The 16503-nt window shown below is 59.8% G+C and carries 14 protein-coding genes and 2 pseudogenes; 4 read left to right on the top strand and 12 right to left on the bottom strand.

Annotated elements, in window-relative coordinates; genetic code table 11:
- Positions 1 to 6: 6 nt before the first annotated feature.
- From nifB to EJ072_RS35835, 10 genes and pseudogenes are all read right to left on the bottom strand, one after another.
- On the bottom strand, positions 7 to 1488 hold the full coding sequence (nifB, locus tag EJ072_RS06785) for a nitrogenase cofactor biosynthesis protein NifB (RefSeq protein WP_126079053.1): 1482 nt from the start codon (positions 1486 to 1488) through the stop codon (positions 7 to 9).
- Between the two features lie 251 nt (positions 1489 to 1739).
- Complete coding sequence (nifA, locus tag EJ072_RS06780; protein WP_126079052.1) at positions 1740 to 3497, bottom strand: nif-specific transcriptional activator NifA; 1758 nt, start codon at positions 3495 to 3497, stop codon at positions 1740 to 1742.
- Positions 3498 to 3653: 156 nt separating this feature from the next.
- Positions 3654 to 3953 (bottom strand): ferredoxin family protein, encoded by a 300-nt coding sequence (locus tag EJ072_RS06775; RefSeq protein WP_126079051.1) that lies wholly within the window; start codon positions 3951 to 3953, stop codon positions 3654 to 3656.
- 12 nt (positions 3954 to 3965) lie between these two features.
- A pseudogene (locus EJ072_RS06770) lies at positions 3966 to 5272 on the bottom strand (FAD-dependent oxidoreductase).
- 11 nt (positions 5273 to 5283) lie between these two features.
- A complete protein-coding gene (locus tag EJ072_RS06765; protein WP_126079050.1) occupies positions 5284 to 6390 on the bottom strand; it encodes an electron transfer flavoprotein subunit alpha/FixB family protein in 1107 nt (368 codons plus the stop codon).
- Positions 6384 to 7256 carry an electron transfer flavoprotein subunit beta/FixA family protein gene (locus EJ072_RS06760; RefSeq protein ID WP_126079049.1) on the bottom strand — a complete coding sequence of 291 codons (873 nt, stop codon included), beginning with the start codon at positions 7254 to 7256 and terminating at the stop codon, positions 6384 to 6386. The genes EJ072_RS06765 and EJ072_RS06760 overlap by 7 nt, the downstream gene beginning before the upstream one ends.
- A 184-nt stretch (positions 7257 to 7440) precedes the next feature.
- Positions 7441 to 7824 (bottom strand): nitrogenase stabilizing/protective protein NifW, encoded by a 384-nt coding sequence (gene nifW, locus EJ072_RS36645; protein WP_126079048.1) that lies wholly within the window; start codon positions 7822 to 7824, stop codon positions 7441 to 7443.
- 102 nt (positions 7825 to 7926) lie between these two features.
- Positions 7927 to 9062: pseudogene (gene nifS, locus EJ072_RS06750) on the bottom strand (cysteine desulfurase NifS); the annotation flags it as partial.
- Between the two features lie 63 nt (positions 9063 to 9125).
- Complete coding sequence (locus EJ072_RS35840; RefSeq protein ID WP_189343234.1) at positions 9126 to 9272, bottom strand: hypothetical protein; 147 nt, start codon at positions 9270 to 9272, stop codon at positions 9126 to 9128.
- Between the two features lie 298 nt (positions 9273 to 9570).
- A complete protein-coding gene (locus EJ072_RS35835) occupies positions 9571 to 9720 on the bottom strand; it encodes a hypothetical protein (RefSeq protein ID WP_189343233.1) in 150 nt (49 codons plus the stop codon).
- Between the two features lie 73 nt (positions 9721 to 9793).
- Here EJ072_RS35835 and EJ072_RS06745 point away from each other — a divergent pair, with 73 nt between their 5' ends.
- The 4 genes from EJ072_RS06745 (at position 9794) to EJ072_RS06730 (ending at position 13452) form a co-directional block, all read left to right on the top strand.
- Positions 9794 to 11650 (top strand): ABC transporter ATP-binding protein, encoded by a 1857-nt coding sequence (locus tag EJ072_RS06745; RefSeq protein WP_126083527.1) that lies wholly within the window; start codon positions 9794 to 9796, stop codon positions 11648 to 11650.
- A gap of 634 nt (positions 11651 to 12284) precedes the next feature.
- Positions 12285 to 12488, top strand: a complete 204-nt coding sequence (locus tag EJ072_RS06740) for a CCE_0567 family metalloprotein (RefSeq protein WP_126079047.1) — start codon at positions 12285 to 12287, stop codon at positions 12486 to 12488.
- On the top strand, positions 12485 to 12802 hold the full coding sequence (fdxB, locus tag EJ072_RS06735) for a ferredoxin III, nif-specific (RefSeq protein ID WP_126079046.1): 318 nt from the start codon (positions 12485 to 12487) through the stop codon (positions 12800 to 12802). Before EJ072_RS06740 ends, fdxB begins: the two co-directional genes overlap by 4 nt.
- Positions 12799 to 13452 carry a nitrogen fixation protein NifQ gene (locus EJ072_RS06730; protein WP_126079045.1) on the top strand — a complete coding sequence of 218 codons (654 nt, stop codon included), beginning with the start codon at positions 12799 to 12801 and terminating at the stop codon, positions 13450 to 13452. Before fdxB ends, EJ072_RS06730 begins: the two co-directional genes overlap by 4 nt.
- Here EJ072_RS06730 and rpoN read toward each other — a convergent pair.
- The gene (gene rpoN, locus EJ072_RS06725) at positions 13449 to 14909 is read right to left on the bottom strand and encodes an RNA polymerase factor sigma-54 (protein WP_126079044.1); all 1461 of its coding nucleotides are present in this window, start codon (positions 14907 to 14909) and stop codon (positions 13449 to 13451) included. The two genes, EJ072_RS06730 and rpoN, sit on opposite strands and share 4 nt — an antisense overlap.
- An 86-nt stretch (positions 14910 to 14995) precedes the next feature.
- Complete coding sequence (locus EJ072_RS06720) at positions 14996 to 15532, bottom strand: peroxiredoxin (protein ID WP_126079043.1); 537 nt, start codon at positions 15530 to 15532, stop codon at positions 14996 to 14998.
- Positions 15533 to 16503 lie beyond the last annotated feature (971 nt).

Raw genomic sequence — 16503 nt, 5'->3', positions numbered from 1 at the left:
GACGGCTCAGGCCGTCGCCGCCAGTGGCTCGCCCCCAAATTCGGCGGCGTAAAGCGCGCCGATGGCGGTCTCGATGTAGTCATACCCGTAAGCATCCGTTGCTCGGATGCCGCCTTCCTTGAGTCGATCCTCTGGGCAATTTCCAATTCTCGCGCACAGCAAGATGTCTACGCCTTCGAGCGTAGAGATGAGGCCGTCGAGACTCTTGTCCTCGGCCCAGCCGCCGAGGCAATACTGCTCGACCTTGCGATGACCGACGAAGCTGATCCCTTTCGGCGAGGCCTCATAAACCTGGAATTCCTTCGCATGGCCGAAATGCACGTTGATGCGGCCGCCACCCTTGGTCGCTACCGCGACAAGAAGCGACTTGCCGGAGCTCGCGGTCTTCACCATCCCGAGCGCCTCGCTCTTGGCCGCCATGCGATCGCCCCGCTCGCGCGCGACCACCGCCCGATAGGTCTCGCGCTTGCTGGCGTTGTAGGTGACCTTGTCGGGAAGCCGGTCGAGCGTGAATTCCTGGCCGCGATCCTCGCCGAGCAGGCCGACAGCATCGGCCCGGCACTGCCGGCAGTGGCGCATCAGCTTGGCGCCGCCCTCGAGACGATCCTGAAGGGCCTTCAGCTCCATTGCCTTGGGCCAGCGCTGCCCGCTCAGGCCGTAATGCGTACCGTGTGCCGGGTCGGAAATCAGCGGCATGACATTGTGCAGGAACGCGCCGCGCTCCTTGACCCATTTATTCACCTCGATCAGGTGCTCGTCGTTCACCCCGGGGATCATTACCGAATTGATCTTGGTCAGGATGCCGCGCGCCGTCAGCATCTCCAGCCCCGACATCTGTCGTTCGTGCAGGATCGTGGCTGCCTCGACGCCGGTATAACGGCGGTGATCATAGAAGATCCACGGGTAGATCTTGGTACCGATCTGCGGGTCGACCATGTTGATGGTGATCGTCACGTGATCGACATTCATTTCGGCAAGCTCGGCGACGTGGTCTGGCAGCGCGAGCCCGTTGGTGGAGATGCACAGCTTGATATCGGGGATTTCCTTGGCGACCCGTTCAAATGTCGCCCTTGTGTTCTTCCAGTCGTAACAGGCATCGCCCGGTCCGGCGATGCCAAGTACGGAAAGCTGCGGCACTTCGTTGGCGACCTCGATCACCTTGCGCAGCGCCTGGTCGGGCGTCAGTCTTTCCGAGACGACCCCGGGCCGGCTCTCGTTGGCGCAGTCATATTTGCGATTGCAGTAGTTGCACTGGATATTGCACGCCGGGGCGACCGCCACATGCATTCGCGCGAAATAGTGGTGCGCTTCCTCTGAAAAGCAGGGATGATCCTTGATCTTCTCCCAGACAGCTGTGTCCATCTCGTGCGGTTTTGCGGAGGAGCCGCAGGATGAAGATGCGCAACCAGTGGATTTCGCTCTCGCCGGCGACTGATCGAAAAATGTCGTGCCGGAAAGGTCCTGTGGCGAAATCATCGGTGCGGACATCGACCGGCTCCGTGCGTGGTGTGAACATCGCACTTCAGAGCGCAAGAGATATGCCAACTCGAAAAGCGGTCTTTATCCATTATGTTGGCTCTTACGTCGGCCTTTTGTGCCCAATTGTGTCAGTTTCCTGCGACACGGGTTTGTCAGGTCCCCGACAACAACAAAACGTGGTCGCGAAACGTACCGTGTTGTCTCAGTTACGTCCGTTGCGGGGAGCAACCGTACCCCAAATGTGATGTCATCAATGACGTTTAGAACTTCTTCACGCCGATACGATGCCGGCGCAAAGCATAGCCGACCTGGCGCGGCGTGAGACCGAGGACACGAGCCGCCCTGGCCTGAACCCAGCCGGCCTTCTCCATCGCATCGATCAGCCGGTCGCGTTCCGTCAGACGCGGGTTCATTGCAGGGCAGGCGGGATGGTTGGGGTCGCAGGTCTTGCCGGGCGATGCCTCATCCTGTGAGGCGCCGACTCGCGGGGCAGGCATCGGCGATGCAACCGGCATCATATTGCCACGTGCGGACTCGTCGACGGCATAGCCGCCATGTGAACGGGCGACTCCTTTCCACAGAAGCGAAGAAAGGCACTGGCTGTTCTGGCAGGCGAAATCCGACGGAGTTATTGTCGTTGAACGCGCAAGTGTAGCCGTCCGTCGCACACAATTCTCCAACTCACGCACGTTGCCAGGGAAATAGCATTGCGAGATCAGGTCAAGCGCCGACGGCGTGAAGGCAAGATCGCGATGGTTCTCCTTGTTGAATCGGTCGAGGAGAGCTTTCGCAAGGCGTGGAATATCGCCCGGCCGTTCTCTGAGGGGAGGCAGGACTATTGGCACCACATTGATGCGGTAATAAAGGTCGGCCCTGAACTCTCCATTCCGGACAGCCGCCTCGAGGTCCTTATTGGTGGCGCATATGAGCCGCACATCAACCTTTAGGGTCCTAGTGCCGCCCACTCGCTCCAGTTCTCCTTCCTGCAAGACGCGCAACAGCTTGGCTTGAAAGGCAGGCGAAATCTCGCCGATTTCATCAAGCAGCAGGGTTCCGCCATTCGCCAATTCGAACCGGCCGGCGCGCTGCAGGATAGCCCCGGTGAAGGCGCCCTTCTCGTGCCCGAAGAGCTCCGATTCCAAAACACTTTCGGGCAGTGCGGCGCAGTTCAATTTGACGAAGGATTTCTCACTTCGATGTGAAAGCTTATGGATGGCCTGCGCAAAGAACTCCTTGCCGGTACCGCTTTCGCCTCGCAGAAGCACGGTGGAATTGGTCCTGGCCACGACCGAGACGATCTCGAGCACCTGCTTGAGTGCGGGACTTTCTCCAATGATTCCGTCGATCTTGACATGCGGACGCGGGGCCGAACGGGTCCTATCCTCGTCGAGCGACTCCTCTGGTCTCGGTTGCTCGATAAGTGGCTGACGAGCTGTGCTTAAAGTGCGATGGAGGCGGATGGTCCGGCCGACCAGATTGGCGACCATGGCCAGGAAGCGTAAGTCCTCCTCGTAGCAGAACCTGGTGGTACCGTTCCTGACGCGGTCAATCGACAGTGCCCCGAAGATCTTTTCCTCTGCCTTTAGCGGGACACCGATAAAGGCAGTTGCGGTCGTATCGCTGCTCGATTGAGGATCAGCCTGAAATAGCTCAGACGTGCGTGTGTCTTGTATGACGATCGGCACTCCGGTAGCGGCGATCTTGTCTATTACGGCCTGGGGTACGACGCTGCCGGCGCCTGATTGAGGCACAGTGCCGCCGCTAGTTGCGCTAATCTGCGGCTGACCTTCAGCGTCCAGGACGACGATTGCACCACGACGCATTTGCACAAACGAGGAGAGGACATTCGCGACATTGGCAAGCGTAATCTCCAGCCGGGCCGGGGCAGTCAGAAGCTTGGATATCTCGTAGATTCCCCTGAGCAAGCTGTCCGCATTGCGCACGGCTTCGACCGCAGGTTCAGGCGGGGTGTTCCGAGATGCAATTTCACCGACCTGATCTCGAAGCATGTGAGCCATGCAAACACCTCAAGGGTTGTCCAAGGTGCTCCTCCCGAGCCCTTTCTTGTATTTTGAGTAAAGAAACATAGTATTTTCAGCTTTTCGCTAATTGCGAACGATGTTGACGGATGTTGACCGCAATTGCGAACCTCTCATTCTCGCTCTTTGTGCCAGTCATCCGAACTTGAAGAGGACCCCGAAGCCGCCGCGCGGGTAATTCCACACGATCTCACCGCTGGCCTCGCACAGCACGCGACAGGTGCCGCATTCCATGCAGCCGTCGGGAGTGGTTTCCACCTGGCCCTTGTCGTTCAGCTCATAGCACTTAGCGGGGCAGATGTGTGTCAGCGCGAGCAGGTTCGCGCTCGGCCTCTCGTGGGGTTGCACTTTGATATGCGGGCGGCCCGGATCGACCAGATAGCGATTCTGGTAAAGCTTCTCCTCGACGCGTAGCTTCGTCACGGCGATGGTCATCCTGTTTCTCCTTCAGCGCCATGCGAGTGCCAGGCGGACCACATCGTTGATCAGCCCCAGCGCGAACGCGCCTTGATGAAGGCAGCAGTGGTCGCCTTTTCCTTCTCGATTTTAGGGGTGCCGTCGACCCGCATGAAGTTCTGCGCGGCCTTCGACATCAACTGCGGGTAAGTCATGAAGAAATTTCGGGAGTTGGTGTGTATCAGGGCCGGCATGTCCTTATATTTCCGCAGGTCTTTGACTACGAAGGACTTGTCCAGCATGGTCTTGTAGAGGGCGAGGTTCTTCCTGATCATCGGCTGGTTGCGGCCCTTGATCTCAATGATCGCCTCGCCGGCGATGCGACCGGAAGTCATGGCAAGGTTCGAACCCTCGCGGTGAATAGCGTTGTTCAGTTGGGCGGCATCGCCGACCGCGACCCAACCGTCACCGAAGAGCTGCGGAATTGCCTTGTAGCCACCTTCGGGAATGAGATGCGCGGAATACTCCTTGACTTCCGAGCCCGCGATCAGCGGCCGGATCGAAGGATGGTTTTTAAATACATCGAGGAGAACGTATGGGCTCTCCATTGTCTTGGCGAAATCGGAGACGAGGCAGCCGATGCCCAGAGAGATCGACTCCTTGTTGGTGTAGAGGAAGGCAAGTCCGGCCATGCTGCGGGAGATCGTGCCCGCCGCTTCGATCACGCAGCCTTCGTCGCCCTGGAGGCCGAAGCGCTGCTCAATGACCTCATCGGGTAGGAAGTGCATTTCCTTGACAGCGAGCGCCACGCTTTCTGGCTTCGGCATCTTGCGCAGGCCGGCCCGTGTACCGAGCAGTCCGTTGACACCTTCCGCGAGCACGACGACGTCCGCGTAGATCGGCCCGCCAGCCCGGTCGGTGCGCACGCCGATCACCTTACCTTGGCCATTGCGGACGAGTTCGGTCACCGTCGTCTCGCACAGAACCGTCGCGCCGGCCGCGCGCACCTTGCGCGAAAACCACTTGTCGAATTGGGCGCGGATGATCGTGTAGCGATTGGGCCTCGCCTCGTTGAAATCATCCGACCGATACTGCATCCCGGTGTGGGAGGTGTCGTCCATCACCCAGAATCGCTGCTCGACCAAATGCCGCTCGAGAGGCGCATCATTCCGGAAATCCGGGATGATTTGCTCCAACATGTCGGCGTACATGATGGCGCCCTGGACATTCTTGGAGCCCGGATACTCGCCGCGCTCCAACTGCAGCACCGTCAGGCCCTGGCTTGCCATAGTGTAGGCGGCCGCGTTTCCGGACATACCGGCCCCGACGACGATGGCGTCGAATTCTTCCTCGATCATGGCCGTCTCCCTTAGCTCGCAAGCTTGTCGTGGCTGTGCGGCGACAGCCGCCGGGTGAAGGCTTCCGTCAATGCCGGCAGGAAACGGATCGCATCGGTTACGATGCCGAGGTGGGCAAAGTCGAAGATCGGGGCGTTCGGGTCGGTGTTGATGGCTACGATCAGATCAGCCCCCTCCACGCCAACCCGATGCTGAATGGCGCCGGAAATCCCGGCCGCTATGTAAAGCTTTGGCCGAATGGTCTTGCCGGTTTGGCCAACCTGCCGATCGGCCGGCATCCAGCCCTTCTGGACCAGCGGGCGCGAACAGCCATATTCGGCGCCGATTGCCCGCGCTAGATTCTTCACAAGCTGCAAATTCTCCGCTGAGCCGAGGCCGAGGCCTCCTGCAATCACGACGTCGGCGTAAGCGAGATTTGCCTTTGCCGATTGGCGATCGAGGTTGAAGCCAAGGACTTTGGTGATGATCTCTTCCTCGGTCATCGACAGCTTGTGCCGGATGACACGCCCGACTGGCTTATCCGTCCGCGGTGGCATGGCCATAACCCGCGGTCGTACGGTAGCCATCTGCGGCCGGTAGTTGAGCGTATAGATCGTGCATAGCAAGGAACCGCCGAAAGTCGGACGGGTCGCGGCGAGCGAACCGTCAACATCCACATCGAGTTCGGTACAGTCGGCAGTGAGCCCTGTCAGCAAGGTCGTCGCTACTGAGCCAGCGAGATCCCTCCCGAGCGTGGTCGCACCGAGAAGCAGGATCTCCGGTTTGTGGGTATTGACCAGATCCGACATCGCCTTGGTGAAAGGCTCGTTGCGATAGTCGGCAAGCAGCGGCGCCTCGACGAGGTAGACAAGGTCGGCGCCGTAAGCGAAGGCCTCGGCAACGGCATGCTGGGTGGCCTCACCCGGCGGTCCGAGCACGATTCCCGCAAGCTGGATGCCAAGCTTGTCGGCGAGCTTGCGGCCTTCGCCAATCAGTTCGAAGGAGACGGGATGGACCTCGCCGCGTTCCAGTTCGATGAAAACCCAGACATGCCGATAGTCCCTAAAGTGCTCAGGCAATTCCTTCTTGATGCCGGCACGGCCGGCGGAAGGAGGGGCTTCGCGGTTCGCGTTCAACATCTCTCTCCTTGCCGCCACTGGCCGCCGTCGAAGGCGAGTTCGTGTTCCAGCGCTGGCTGGCGGGTGAAGATTGCGGCGATCAGTTCGTCGGCGAGGTCATGCTGCGTCTTGTCGGTCATGTCGATCTGCGTCGCCTTTTCCGCCCGCGTGGTAGGGGCGAAAACGCGCTTGACGACCGTCGGCGAGCCGCGCAGGCCGCATTTGTTGAGGTCCTCAATGCCAGCTTCGGCCGCGCTCCACTTCTCGATGTGGCTGCGCGCGGCGCGCATGGCATCGTCGAGCGAGCCCCTGCGGATTTCGTTGGTGCCTTCCAGCATTGTGATGAGGCAAGGCAGCCTGCTTCTCAGCATCTGTGTACCGCCTTCCGAACGGCGCTTGACAGTGATCTCGCGTGCATCAAGATCGATAGAGGCGATCTTCGCCACATAGGTGAACTGCACGAGGCCGAGGCGCTTGGCGATGCCGGGCCCGACTTGGGCGGTATCGCCGTCAATCGTCTGCTTGCCGGCGAATACGATGTCCGGCGCGCCGAAGGTCTCGCCAATTCTCACGATTGCCCGAGAAAGCGCGAAGGAGGTCGCCAGCGTGTCGGAGCCGGCAAAACAGCGGTCCGTCAAGAGTACCGCGCGGTCGGCGCCGTAGGTGAGCGCCTTGCGCAGCGAATCTTCTGCCATCGGCGGACCCATCGTAAGCACGGTGATCTCGCCGCCATGGGCGCCGCGCAATCTAAGTGCCTCTTCGAGGGCGAACAGGTCGTAAGGGTTGATGATGGTCGGCACGCCCTGGCGCATGATCGTGTTCGTCACCGGGTGGACACGGATCTGCGCGGAGTCCGGCACCTGCTTGATACAGATTACAATGTGCATTGCGTCCTTCTCGGCTCCAACCCGCAAGCGGCCCTGGCGTTCATCTCCTTCGCAGCATCATTCGTGCCAACCGTTTTGCGTTGCTCTGTCCCCTTTGAGATGGGTTGTTTTCTTCCGAAAGGTGCCGTCGTGATGACCGGATTTGTCGGCTTTTCGACATTGTCGCGTCGCAACCGTGTCGCGCTCATTCTGTCCCGAACCGCCTCAAGATCGAATCGAACGGGACAAAGGTGTGGTCCCGAGTGGCCGGTTTGTCCGGATCGTGCTCTTCGAGAACCTTGAAGACCCGGTGCGTGAGTGGCGAGGATGTCGCGAAATCCTCATAGGCGCGTTCCAACGTCGCACGCGCCCGCGCGGCGATCACCCCGTCAGGAAGACCGGCGAAATCCTCTTCAGCGAGGTATTGGCCCATGCGCTTCATGATATGGAGCCGCGAGACATTGAGCACCTTCGGATCATAAGAGATGCCAAGGACTGCGAAGAACTCCTCCGCAGCCGACAGGCTCTTCAGCCGGGCGAGGATGTCGGTGACATCGATGGCACAGCTTTCAGCGAAACAACTGCGCATTGCATTTTCCTTGACCGGAAACGGCGGCCGGGGTTGCGTCGTCGCCCAGACCTGGAACCGATTGAAGTCCTCTGACCTGGCTGGCGAAGACGGGGAAAGGTCTCGCAGCTTCTTAACGATCCCGGGCATGACCTCGAGCACCCGGTCGACGTCCTCCTCGCCATTGTTGCGCGAAAAGGAGAAACGGATTGCGCCGTGTGCCGCGCTATTGGGGATATTCATCGCCACCAAGACGTGGCTCGGCTCCAGCGAGCCGGACGCGCAAGCAGAGCCGGAGGAGCAGGCGATGCCCTCGCGATTGAGGAAATGCAGTATGCCCTCACCTTCGATATGTTCAAAGGCGATGTTTGCGGTGTTCGGTAACCGCTTCAGTAAATCGCCGGCGACGAAGGTGTGTGGGATGCGCTGGAGAAGTTCTTTCTCCAGGCGGTCGCGCAACGCCTTTACCCGTGTGTTCGCGTCGTCCATGAATTTCAAGGCAAGATCGGCTGCCACGCCGAGGCCGACGATGCCTGGCGTATTCTCCGTGCCCGCGCGGCGGTTGCCCTCCTGGCGCCCCCCTTGATCAGCGGAGAGAAGCGCACGCCGCGCTTTACATAAAGTGCGCCGACCCCTTTCGGTCCGTGTAATTTGTGACCGGAGAGAGACAGCATATCGATTGCCGCCGATTTCAAGTCGATCGCAAGCTTGCCGACCGCTTGCACCGCGTCGGTATGGAAAAGGGCGCCGACTTCCTTGGCCAACTCAGCAAGCTCGACCACCGGGAAGATCGTTCCGGTCTCGTTGTTCGCCGACATGATCGAGACGATCGCCACGCGCGAGGTGACGGCGGCCTTATAGCTGTCGAGGTCGAGCCGGCCGTGGCGATCCACCGGGATCCTATGCACCTTGATGCCGCGCGTCTTCTCAAGGTGGGCGCAAAGCGTCAGCACGGCCGAATGCTCGACGGCGGAAGTCACGATCTCAATACGCTCAGGCATCACCTCGAGCGCCGAAAGTATCGACGCGTTGTCGCTTTCCGTCCCGCCCGAGGTGAACGTGATCTCGTCGTCGAACTCCGCGCCGATCAGCGTTTGCACCTGCAGGCGCGTCTTTCTCACCGCCGCCCCGGCGGAAGCACCAAAATCGTGGCTCGACGAAGGGTTGCCGAATTGGTCCGTAAAAAACGGCAGCATTGCTTGAACGACTTCAGGATCGACCCGTGTCGTTGCGTTGTTGTCCAGATAAACAGGCCTCATGGATGTGATCCTTCTCCTGAGCGCAATCACGCAAAGCGCACGCGCGGTCTGTCATGATGATGGCTAGCCGAAGGAGTTGCCGCCGCCACACTCGGCCCGCTCGCTTCTTGGAGCCGGCGCGGCCGCCCGCCCCGACTTGATGCGCCAGCCTTGCGCCGGCCCGAGAAAGCGCGGTCTTTTGGCCACGGCGTTTTCGGTGTGCTGGATCATGGACTGTTTCTCCTTCAGGCCGGGACGCGTTCGCGAACAGCTACGCATGGACTGTGCCAAAGAAGGAAATCATTTCAAAACAGCATGGTGGTCCAACACTGCTATGTCGCATGTCCGACATCCGCGGGAATTGTTCAACGCGCAACGCCATTGAATCGGGCGTGAATTCCGCTTCGCGTGAGGAGCAATTCTGTCGGCCGTTCGCCACGGATGCCCGCGCGACCAATGCGTCCTGTCGGGTTTGTCGGGTGCGCGACACGGCGCTGTTCCGCCCCGCTCCCTGCTGAGATCTCGTTTGTCATTGAAGAATATGCAGAAAATTCTTCTGAGCTTCTTTCCGAGCCTTTGGCACGGCTATTGCGGTTCTCTCCTCGTAAGGCAGCGCGTGCCCGATATTCATCTCGCGGATGACGTCGCGATCGATGGAACGAAGGAAAGAAAGCAGCATGTCAGGTCCAGATCAGCTACCCTCGTTCCGAGCGAAGTTTTCGTCCTCACACAAACCTTCCATTCCAGGTTTCTTGAGACCGAGCGTCCTGGTGCGCTCGTATAAAGCCAGGCGTCGTTTTCACATCGATCTGCGCGGCGCCGCCTTTCGCGACGTTTTCGCCTTCACCATACGCCACTGGAGCAGGCAGCCGGTCCGGCTCGCGATCATTATGATCGCGGTGCTTGTCGCAACGCTCCTCGACGTCCTGACGCCGCTCTATTCCGGACGGCTCGTAGACGCGGTCGCCCAAGGAGCGGCAGCCGACGCCGTCGTGTGGGATGCGGCTCTTGCGGCCTTTTCAATGTTGATTGCGCTCACACTCGGCGCCGTCGTCATGCGCAACGTCGCATTCATTGCCATCAATGACTTCATTCTGAACATGATGTCCGACATCGCCAGCGACGCGTTCCATCGCGTCCAGCGCTTTTCGACCGATTGGCATGCGAAAACCTTCGCCGGCTCGACGGTGCGCAAGATCACGCGCGGCATGTGGGCGCTCTGCCTCTTCAATGACACGATCCTTCTCGCGTTGTTACCCTCGCTCATCATGCTCGTGGGCTCGAGCGTTCTGCTCGGCTGGTACTGGCCGATGATGGGGCTGATCATCGCCTGCGGCTCGGTTGGCTATGTGGCGCTGATTATTATCCTGTCGCTCGGCTATGTGGCGCCAGCGGCAAGCCTTGCCAACAACTGGGATACGAGGTTTGGCGGCTCCCTCGCGGACGCGATAAGCTGTAACGCGGTGGTCAAAGGCTTCGGCGCCGAGGTGCGGGAAGATTATCGGCTCGAGAAAGTCATCTCCAAGTGGCGGCACCGCACCCGCCGGACCTGGGTGCGCGGGACGGTCAGTGGTGCATTCCAGGGAATCATGCTTCTTGCGATGAGAGCGGCTTTGATCGGCTATGCCTTATTTGTGTGGTCACGCGGCCAGGCTACTCCAGGTGACATCGCCTTGGTGCTCGCGTCTTTCACGGTCCTGTATGGCTACTTGCGTGATGTTTCCAAACACGTGCGCAACATCCAGCACTCTGTAAATGAGATGGAGGAATTGGTCCAAACCTACAGCCAGCCGCCCGACGTGGCGGATGTTCCGGGCGCCAAGCCGATCCGGATCACGAAGGGTCACATCGATTTTGAGAGCGTCCATTTCCACTACGGCAATCATTGGTCGCCATTCTACAGCGACTTGTCGATTTCGATTGAGGCCGGCGCACGGGTCGGTCTGGTCGGCCCCTCTGGCTCCGGCAAGACCACCTTCGTCAAGCTCATCCAGCGGCTTTACGACCTGGATGCTGGACGAATCTTGATCGATGGGCAGGACATCTCGCGGGTGACGCAGGCCTCGCTGCGCTCGCAGATCGCGATCGTACAGCAGGAGCCCCTTCTGTTCCACCGCTCGCTGGCCGAGAACATAGCCTATGGGCGGCCGGGTGCTTCTCGGTCCGACATTGAGCAGGCGGCGCGGCTCGCCAGCGCGCATGACTTCATTGCGCGCCTGCCGAACGGCTACGCTACGCTGGTCGGCGAACGCGGCGTGAAGCTTTCAGGCGGCGAGCGCCAGCGTGTGGCGATAGCGCGCGCCTTCCTCGCCGATGCCCCGATCCTGATTCTGGACGAGGCGACATCGAGCCTCGACTCGGAATCGGAGGTGCTGATCCAGAAGGCGATGGAGCGGCTCATGGTCGGGCGCACCACGCTCGTCATTGCGCACCGGCTCTCGACGGTGCGGGAACTCGACCGGCTGCTTGTCTTCGACCGCGGTTGCATCACCGAGCAGGGCGACCATGCCATGCTGATCCGTCACGACGGCATCTACCGCCGCCTGTTCGAACGGCAGGCCTTGGAGCTGACAAAGGGGTGGGATGAGACCACTGTGCAACGCGGTTGAACGCGGCGTGAATTCAGCTTGCCTCTCCAGCAATCCTGTCGGGCCGTTGCTGAAAAAGCGGCCGCAACCTGTCGCCGGATCTTTCGAATCCACGACACGCCTGGTGCCGACCAGTCTTCATGCCGCGCTCTCGAGTAAGCCGATGAACGGGAGGCAGGCAATTCTTTATGAGCTTCGTCCTGCGTTCCCGGCACGGCGCTTGAGGCTTCCTCCTGAGGCGGCAGCCGCGCGATCATTTAGATCCTGCTTGATGCGATCATTGGAGCGAAGGAAAGCAACGCGCCGGGTCCGCGGCAGATACGCGTTCTCCGGCATAAAGGTGTCGCCAAAATCGACTCCCGCCCAGCATGCGCTAACCCCCCGGGTCGACGTCGGGCACAAGATCTTGATTGTCGCTGCGACCCACCGCTCTTATGCCGAACTCGAAGCTGCAACATACGGACCTGCGTCCCGCCGCGCGGGATTGCATAAGCTGGCTGTAGCGTCTCCCATGCACCATCGGCATCAACGGTTCGGCTCGAGATGTTTCGAAAACTCGCCGAGGTCAGTACGAAACCGGCGATGCGGTCGCGGCCTTCGAAGCGCGTCCCGACATGGTGCGGGCGTAAGAAAACCGGCTTGCGAGGAGGAGATCATGTTAGACCGTGAAATGTTGCAGAAGAAGGTCCGCAAGCTGCAGTCGCGCGCGGGAGCCGCCAAGATGGAATTGCACGGCCTTGCCGAGGACCTGCCGCTCAACTGGACCGAGATCAAGGCGGTCGCCAGGAAAGCCTCCGGGATTTTTGCCGAATTAAATGCGGCAGAGGAAGAGCTCGCGGCGTTGGAGAATTCACAATGACGGGCGCTTTTGTCACCCGCGACGGCTCTCCATGGACGCCGCACTATCTGACGGCGATCGATCGCGCGACCTGCATCGGCTGCGGCCGCTGCTTCAAGGTCTGCTCGCGCGAGGTCATGCACCTTCATGGCGTCGATGACGCAGGCGAAATCCTGGGCATCTGCGCGGGCGAGGACGACGACTTCGACGGCGAACTCAACCGCATGGTCATGATCGTCGACCATGCCGGCCGCTGCATCGGCTGCGGTGCCTGCGGCCGCGTCTGCCCGAAGAACTGCCAGACCCACCTTGCGGCCGACACGCTAGCTGCATGAGCTGGGGACAAGACCAGGAGAACGGCGCCACGTTCGCACATCACTATGGCTGTTTAAGCACCAGCCAATGGCCGCCGACCGACCAGGCGACGGCGTTCGACCAGCATGTGCTTGCATGTGTTATCTACCTCGCGCTGGAGGAGGTTGAGGCCGGCAAGGCGACCGCGACCGAAGCAACCGGCCTTTCGCGCGCCGATCTGCGAGATCTCGTTACACGCTGTTTCCCCGCTATGCCCGTCAACGCCTTCGCGCTGGAAAAGCTCACTGATCCCGAGCCGGATATGGAGGAAGGGCTTCTGCGCTGCCTGCTCATTGGGCATGCCAGGCCAGGCGATCCGGCGAGCACCCTCTTCGCCAAGATCATCGCCAGGCGTAGTTTGCGCAATGACCATCTGTGGCAGGACCTTGGCCTTTTGAATCGCGCCGAGCTCAGCCGCTTGATCGCCAGGCATTTCCCGGCGCTGGCGGCCGGCAACACCAACAACATGAAATGGAAGAAGTACTTCTATCGTAAGCTCTGCGAGGCTGAAGGCTTTTCGCTATGCACCGCGCCCAGTTGTCAGGAGTGTCGAGATTTCGAAAGCTGTTTTGGCCCGGAGGAAGGCCAAAGCCACTTGGCACGGGTCAAGGACGGGTTCGCATTGGATTAAGAGCCACTTTCGTGGGCGCCGCCGCCCGGGCTTGATTGGCATCGAAGCCACACGCGCTTTTCCCGGCGACGTCGCGAGGAGGACGGGATGTTTAGCGCCTCACGATATTTCGCAACCGTACGGCGAGCAATGTCAATCCCCGTTTCCTTGAGCCGGGTGGCGATGTCGTCGTCGGAAAGCACTTCGTCGGGCGATTCCAAGGTAACCATCGCCTTGATACGATGGCGGACAGCTTCGGCGGAGTGCGCGTCGCCGCCTTCGAAGGAGGCGATCGCGACGGTGAAAAAATACTTCAGCTCGAACACGCCACGCGGGGTCAGCATGTATTTGTTCGACGTCACCCGGCTTACCGTCGACTGGTGCACGTTGACCGCATCCGCGACAGTCCTGAGACTGAGAGGCCGCAGGTGGTCGACGCCGTGTTCCAAAAAAGCGTCCTGCTGGCGGATGATTTCAGCCGCGACCTTGAGGATTGTCTTGGCGCGCTGATCAAGGCTGCGGATTAGCCAGTTCGCGTTTTGGAGGCATTCGTTGAGAAATGCCTGATCTTTCGAATTGTGCGTGCTTAGGCGCGAGACCTCGGCAAAATAGGTTTGGTTCATCAGCACTTTGGGCAGCGTGTCTGGATTGAGTTCGATTTGCCATCCGCCTGCGGGCGAGGGCAGGACCAAGACGTCGGGTATGATCGCTTCAGGCCCTCCGGATTGGAATCGGTTTCCAGGCTTGGGATCGAGCGCGCGGATTTCGTGCAACATATCGAGAAGGTCGTCTTCGTCGACACCGCAGTGGCGCTTCAATGCCTGAAAATCGCGTCGCGCTAGCGCTTCAAGATTGGCGACCAGCGCTGCCATCGCCGGGTCGAACCTGTCTAGCTGCCGCAATTGTATCTCAAGGCATTCGCTGAGAGTTCGCGCAAAAATCCCCGGTGGATCGAACTGCTGCAAGGTTCCGAGAACCCGTTCCACGTCAGCCTCCCGGACATTCAGGCTGCTGGCTAGTTCCGAAAGGTTCACCTGAACGTACCCGTTGTCTTCCAGATAACCGGCAAGCTCGCCAGCTATTCGCCGCTCCAGCGGCGCGAATGCGCTGAGAGCGATCTGACGAGCGACATGGTCGTGCAGTGTTTCGGTGGACGTGCAGGTATCTTCGAGAGCATTGTTTCCCCCCGTTGCGACATTGTTTTTGCCGCGGATTGATTTCCACTCCGAGGCCCGATCCGATATTCCGCCCGTCGTCGGTCCGATGTGGGGGTTTTCGGCCGAGATCGACGGAGTATCCTTCGGCGCCCGGCCATCGTTTGATGCATGTTCCAGAAAGGGGTTCTTCTCGATTTCCTGCTCGACGAACTGATGCAGTTCGGGATGCGCCAGTTGCAGCAGGCGAATTGACTCCATCATTTGCGGTGTCAAAACGAACGATTGCTTCTGACGCTGAAGCAGGCTTGCTGAGGACTGCATGGTTAGCGTGAAACTCCTACCGAGCGACTCTTGGCCTTGTGCAGTGGGATCTTTCGAGACGTTGGCTCTTCTGGATCATGCGGCCGTCACGGATTTGCTGCTTTCAGCGTTTCAAGGACGTTCTGTGGCGACGATGTGCCATAGGGGTCGGTCTCGCAGTTGTCGCAGAAACCGTCCTCCTCGAACCACCGCTCCACCACGCCATTGTTGATGACGGCAGCGTAGCGCCAGGAGCGCATGCCGAAGCCGAGATTGTCCTTGGCAACCAGCATGCCCATCTTGCGGGTGAACTCGCCCGAGCCGTCTGGGATGAGCTGGACTTTCTCCAGCCCCAGGGCCTTGCCCCAGGCATTCATGACGAAGGCATCGTTGACGGACATGCAGTAGATCGCGTCAACTCCCTCCTTCTCGAACTCGTCGTAGAGCTCTTCGAAGTTGGGCAGTTGATAGGTCGAGCAGGTCGGGGTGAAGGCGCCTGGCAGCGAGAACAGTATGACGCGCTTGCCGACAAAGTAGTCGTCGGATGTCTTTTCTTCCCAACGGTATGGATTTGGCCCTTGGACTGAATCATCGCGAACACGCGTTAGAAAGGTGACGAAAGGAACCTTTTTTTTGACGGTCATCAATGTTGCTCCTGGAGTAAAAACTGATGCGCTGCTTTTTCGGTTGAAACTGACACGGCATCGATCTCGGCCGAAAATTCCGCCGAGCGCCCCGCGCTCGCGTGCCGGCCTTGGATCAGCCGTGGCAACACCGCTCGCGAGCACGCGCGTTTGAAGAAAACGAGGTCTCGAATTGTGGCAACGAGAACTGTTTCACTACGCACTTGTATGGGGCGTCGCGATGTCAGCAATGGTCTTGCTCCTGTCCACCTTGTGATGGGTTCTGCCACGTATGACGCAAGCGCTATGCCATTCGATTCTAGGCAGGGGTTCACAGTGATTTTTGCAGCGACACTCTTTGCCTTGAGCGGCCAGAAACCATGCCTTCGCCGAGACAGAGCGCGCCCATAATCACCTGATCGTGAGCTCTGGGCAGAGGGGATCCTCTTTAGCCGTATCAAGGCCCGAGCCTCTTTTGTCCGAAGCTGGACAACAATGTCGGAAGTCGGACCAGAGGGTCGCCCGGTCGCCGGCGCAGAGAATATGTGGCTCGTATTCGGAGCGAAAATCTGGGGCTCATACTCGGAACGAGGGACAGGAGTCGATCGGGTTAACTTGACGAGGGTCCCTATTGGCCTCCGTTCTCAGGATTGAGCCGGCTGACGGGCCTACGCGCTTCGCCCTATCGAGGCTCGCAGACAGCTTCGAAATCGGCAATGGGTACAAAAAAGCCAGCACGTCCTTTAGCAAGCTGGCCATTTGCATCTTCCTGAACTGCGCTTGCGTGAGGCGGGCACTGTCCCGAGGTGACGGGAAAACCGCCTTGCACTCGCGGAGCATTTTGAAGCTGCCGCGACCTTGCTGTCAGGTCTGTCAGGTCCGCGACACGGCTGTGCTCCGCCACGCTTGCGGCTGCGAAGTCACTCAAACTGTTGAACGGTATATAGAAAATCTCCTGCAGGGCTCTTCCGCGCCGCTGGCACGATTTTTGA

This window comes from Mesorhizobium sp. M2A.F.Ca.ET.046.03.2.1 (assembly GCF_003952425.1).
Taxonomy (GTDB): Bacteria; Pseudomonadota; Alphaproteobacteria; order Rhizobiales; family Rhizobiaceae; genus Mesorhizobium.
The sequence above is the reverse complement of the archived record's forward strand: the minus strand, read 5'-3'. Positions and strand labels throughout refer to the sequence as shown.

Coding starts and splice junctions, on each gene's coding strand:
- nifA (WP_126079052.1), bottom strand. CDS start 3,497: ATGGCTCACATGCTTCGAGATCAGGTCGGTGAAATTGCATCTCGGAAC.
- rpoN (WP_126079044.1), bottom strand. CDS start 14,909: ATGCAGTCCTCAGCAAGCCTGCTTCAGCGTCAGAAGCAATCGTTCGTT.
- EJ072_RS06760 (WP_126079049.1), bottom strand. CDS start 7,256: ATGCACATTGTAATCTGTATCAAGCAGGTGCCGGACTCCGCGCAGATC.
- nifB (WP_126079053.1), bottom strand. CDS start 1,488: ATGTCCGCACCGATGATTTCGCCACAGGACCTTTCCGGCACGACATTT.
- EJ072_RS06720 (WP_126079043.1), bottom strand. CDS start 15,532: ATGACCGTCAAAAAAAAGGTTCCTTTCGTCACCTTTCTAACGCGTGTT.
- EJ072_RS06730 (WP_126079045.1), top strand. CDS start 12,799: ATGAGCTGGGGACAAGACCAGGAGAACGGCGCCACGTTCGCACATCAC.
- fdxB (WP_126079046.1), top strand. CDS start 12,485: ATGACGGGCGCTTTTGTCACCCGCGACGGCTCTCCATGGACGCCGCAC.
- EJ072_RS06765 (WP_126079050.1), bottom strand. CDS start 6,390: ATGTTGAACGCGAACCGCGAAGCCCCTCCTTCCGCCGGCCGTGCCGGC.
- EJ072_RS35840 (WP_189343234.1), bottom strand. CDS start 9,272: ATGATCCAGCACACCGAAAACGCCGTGGCCAAAAGACCGCGCTTTCTC.
- EJ072_RS06740 (WP_126079047.1), top strand. CDS start 12,285: ATGTTAGACCGTGAAATGTTGCAGAAGAAGGTCCGCAAGCTGCAGTCG.
- EJ072_RS35835 (WP_189343233.1), bottom strand. CDS start 9,720: ATGCTGCTTTCTTTCCTTCGTTCCATCGATCGCGACGTCATCCGCGAG.
- EJ072_RS06775 (WP_126079051.1), bottom strand. CDS start 3,953: ATGACCATCGCCGTGACGAAGCTACGCGTCGAGGAGAAGCTTTACCAG.
- nifW (WP_126079048.1), bottom strand. CDS start 7,824: ATGCGCAGTTGTTTCGCTGAAAGCTGTGCCATCGATGTCACCGACATC.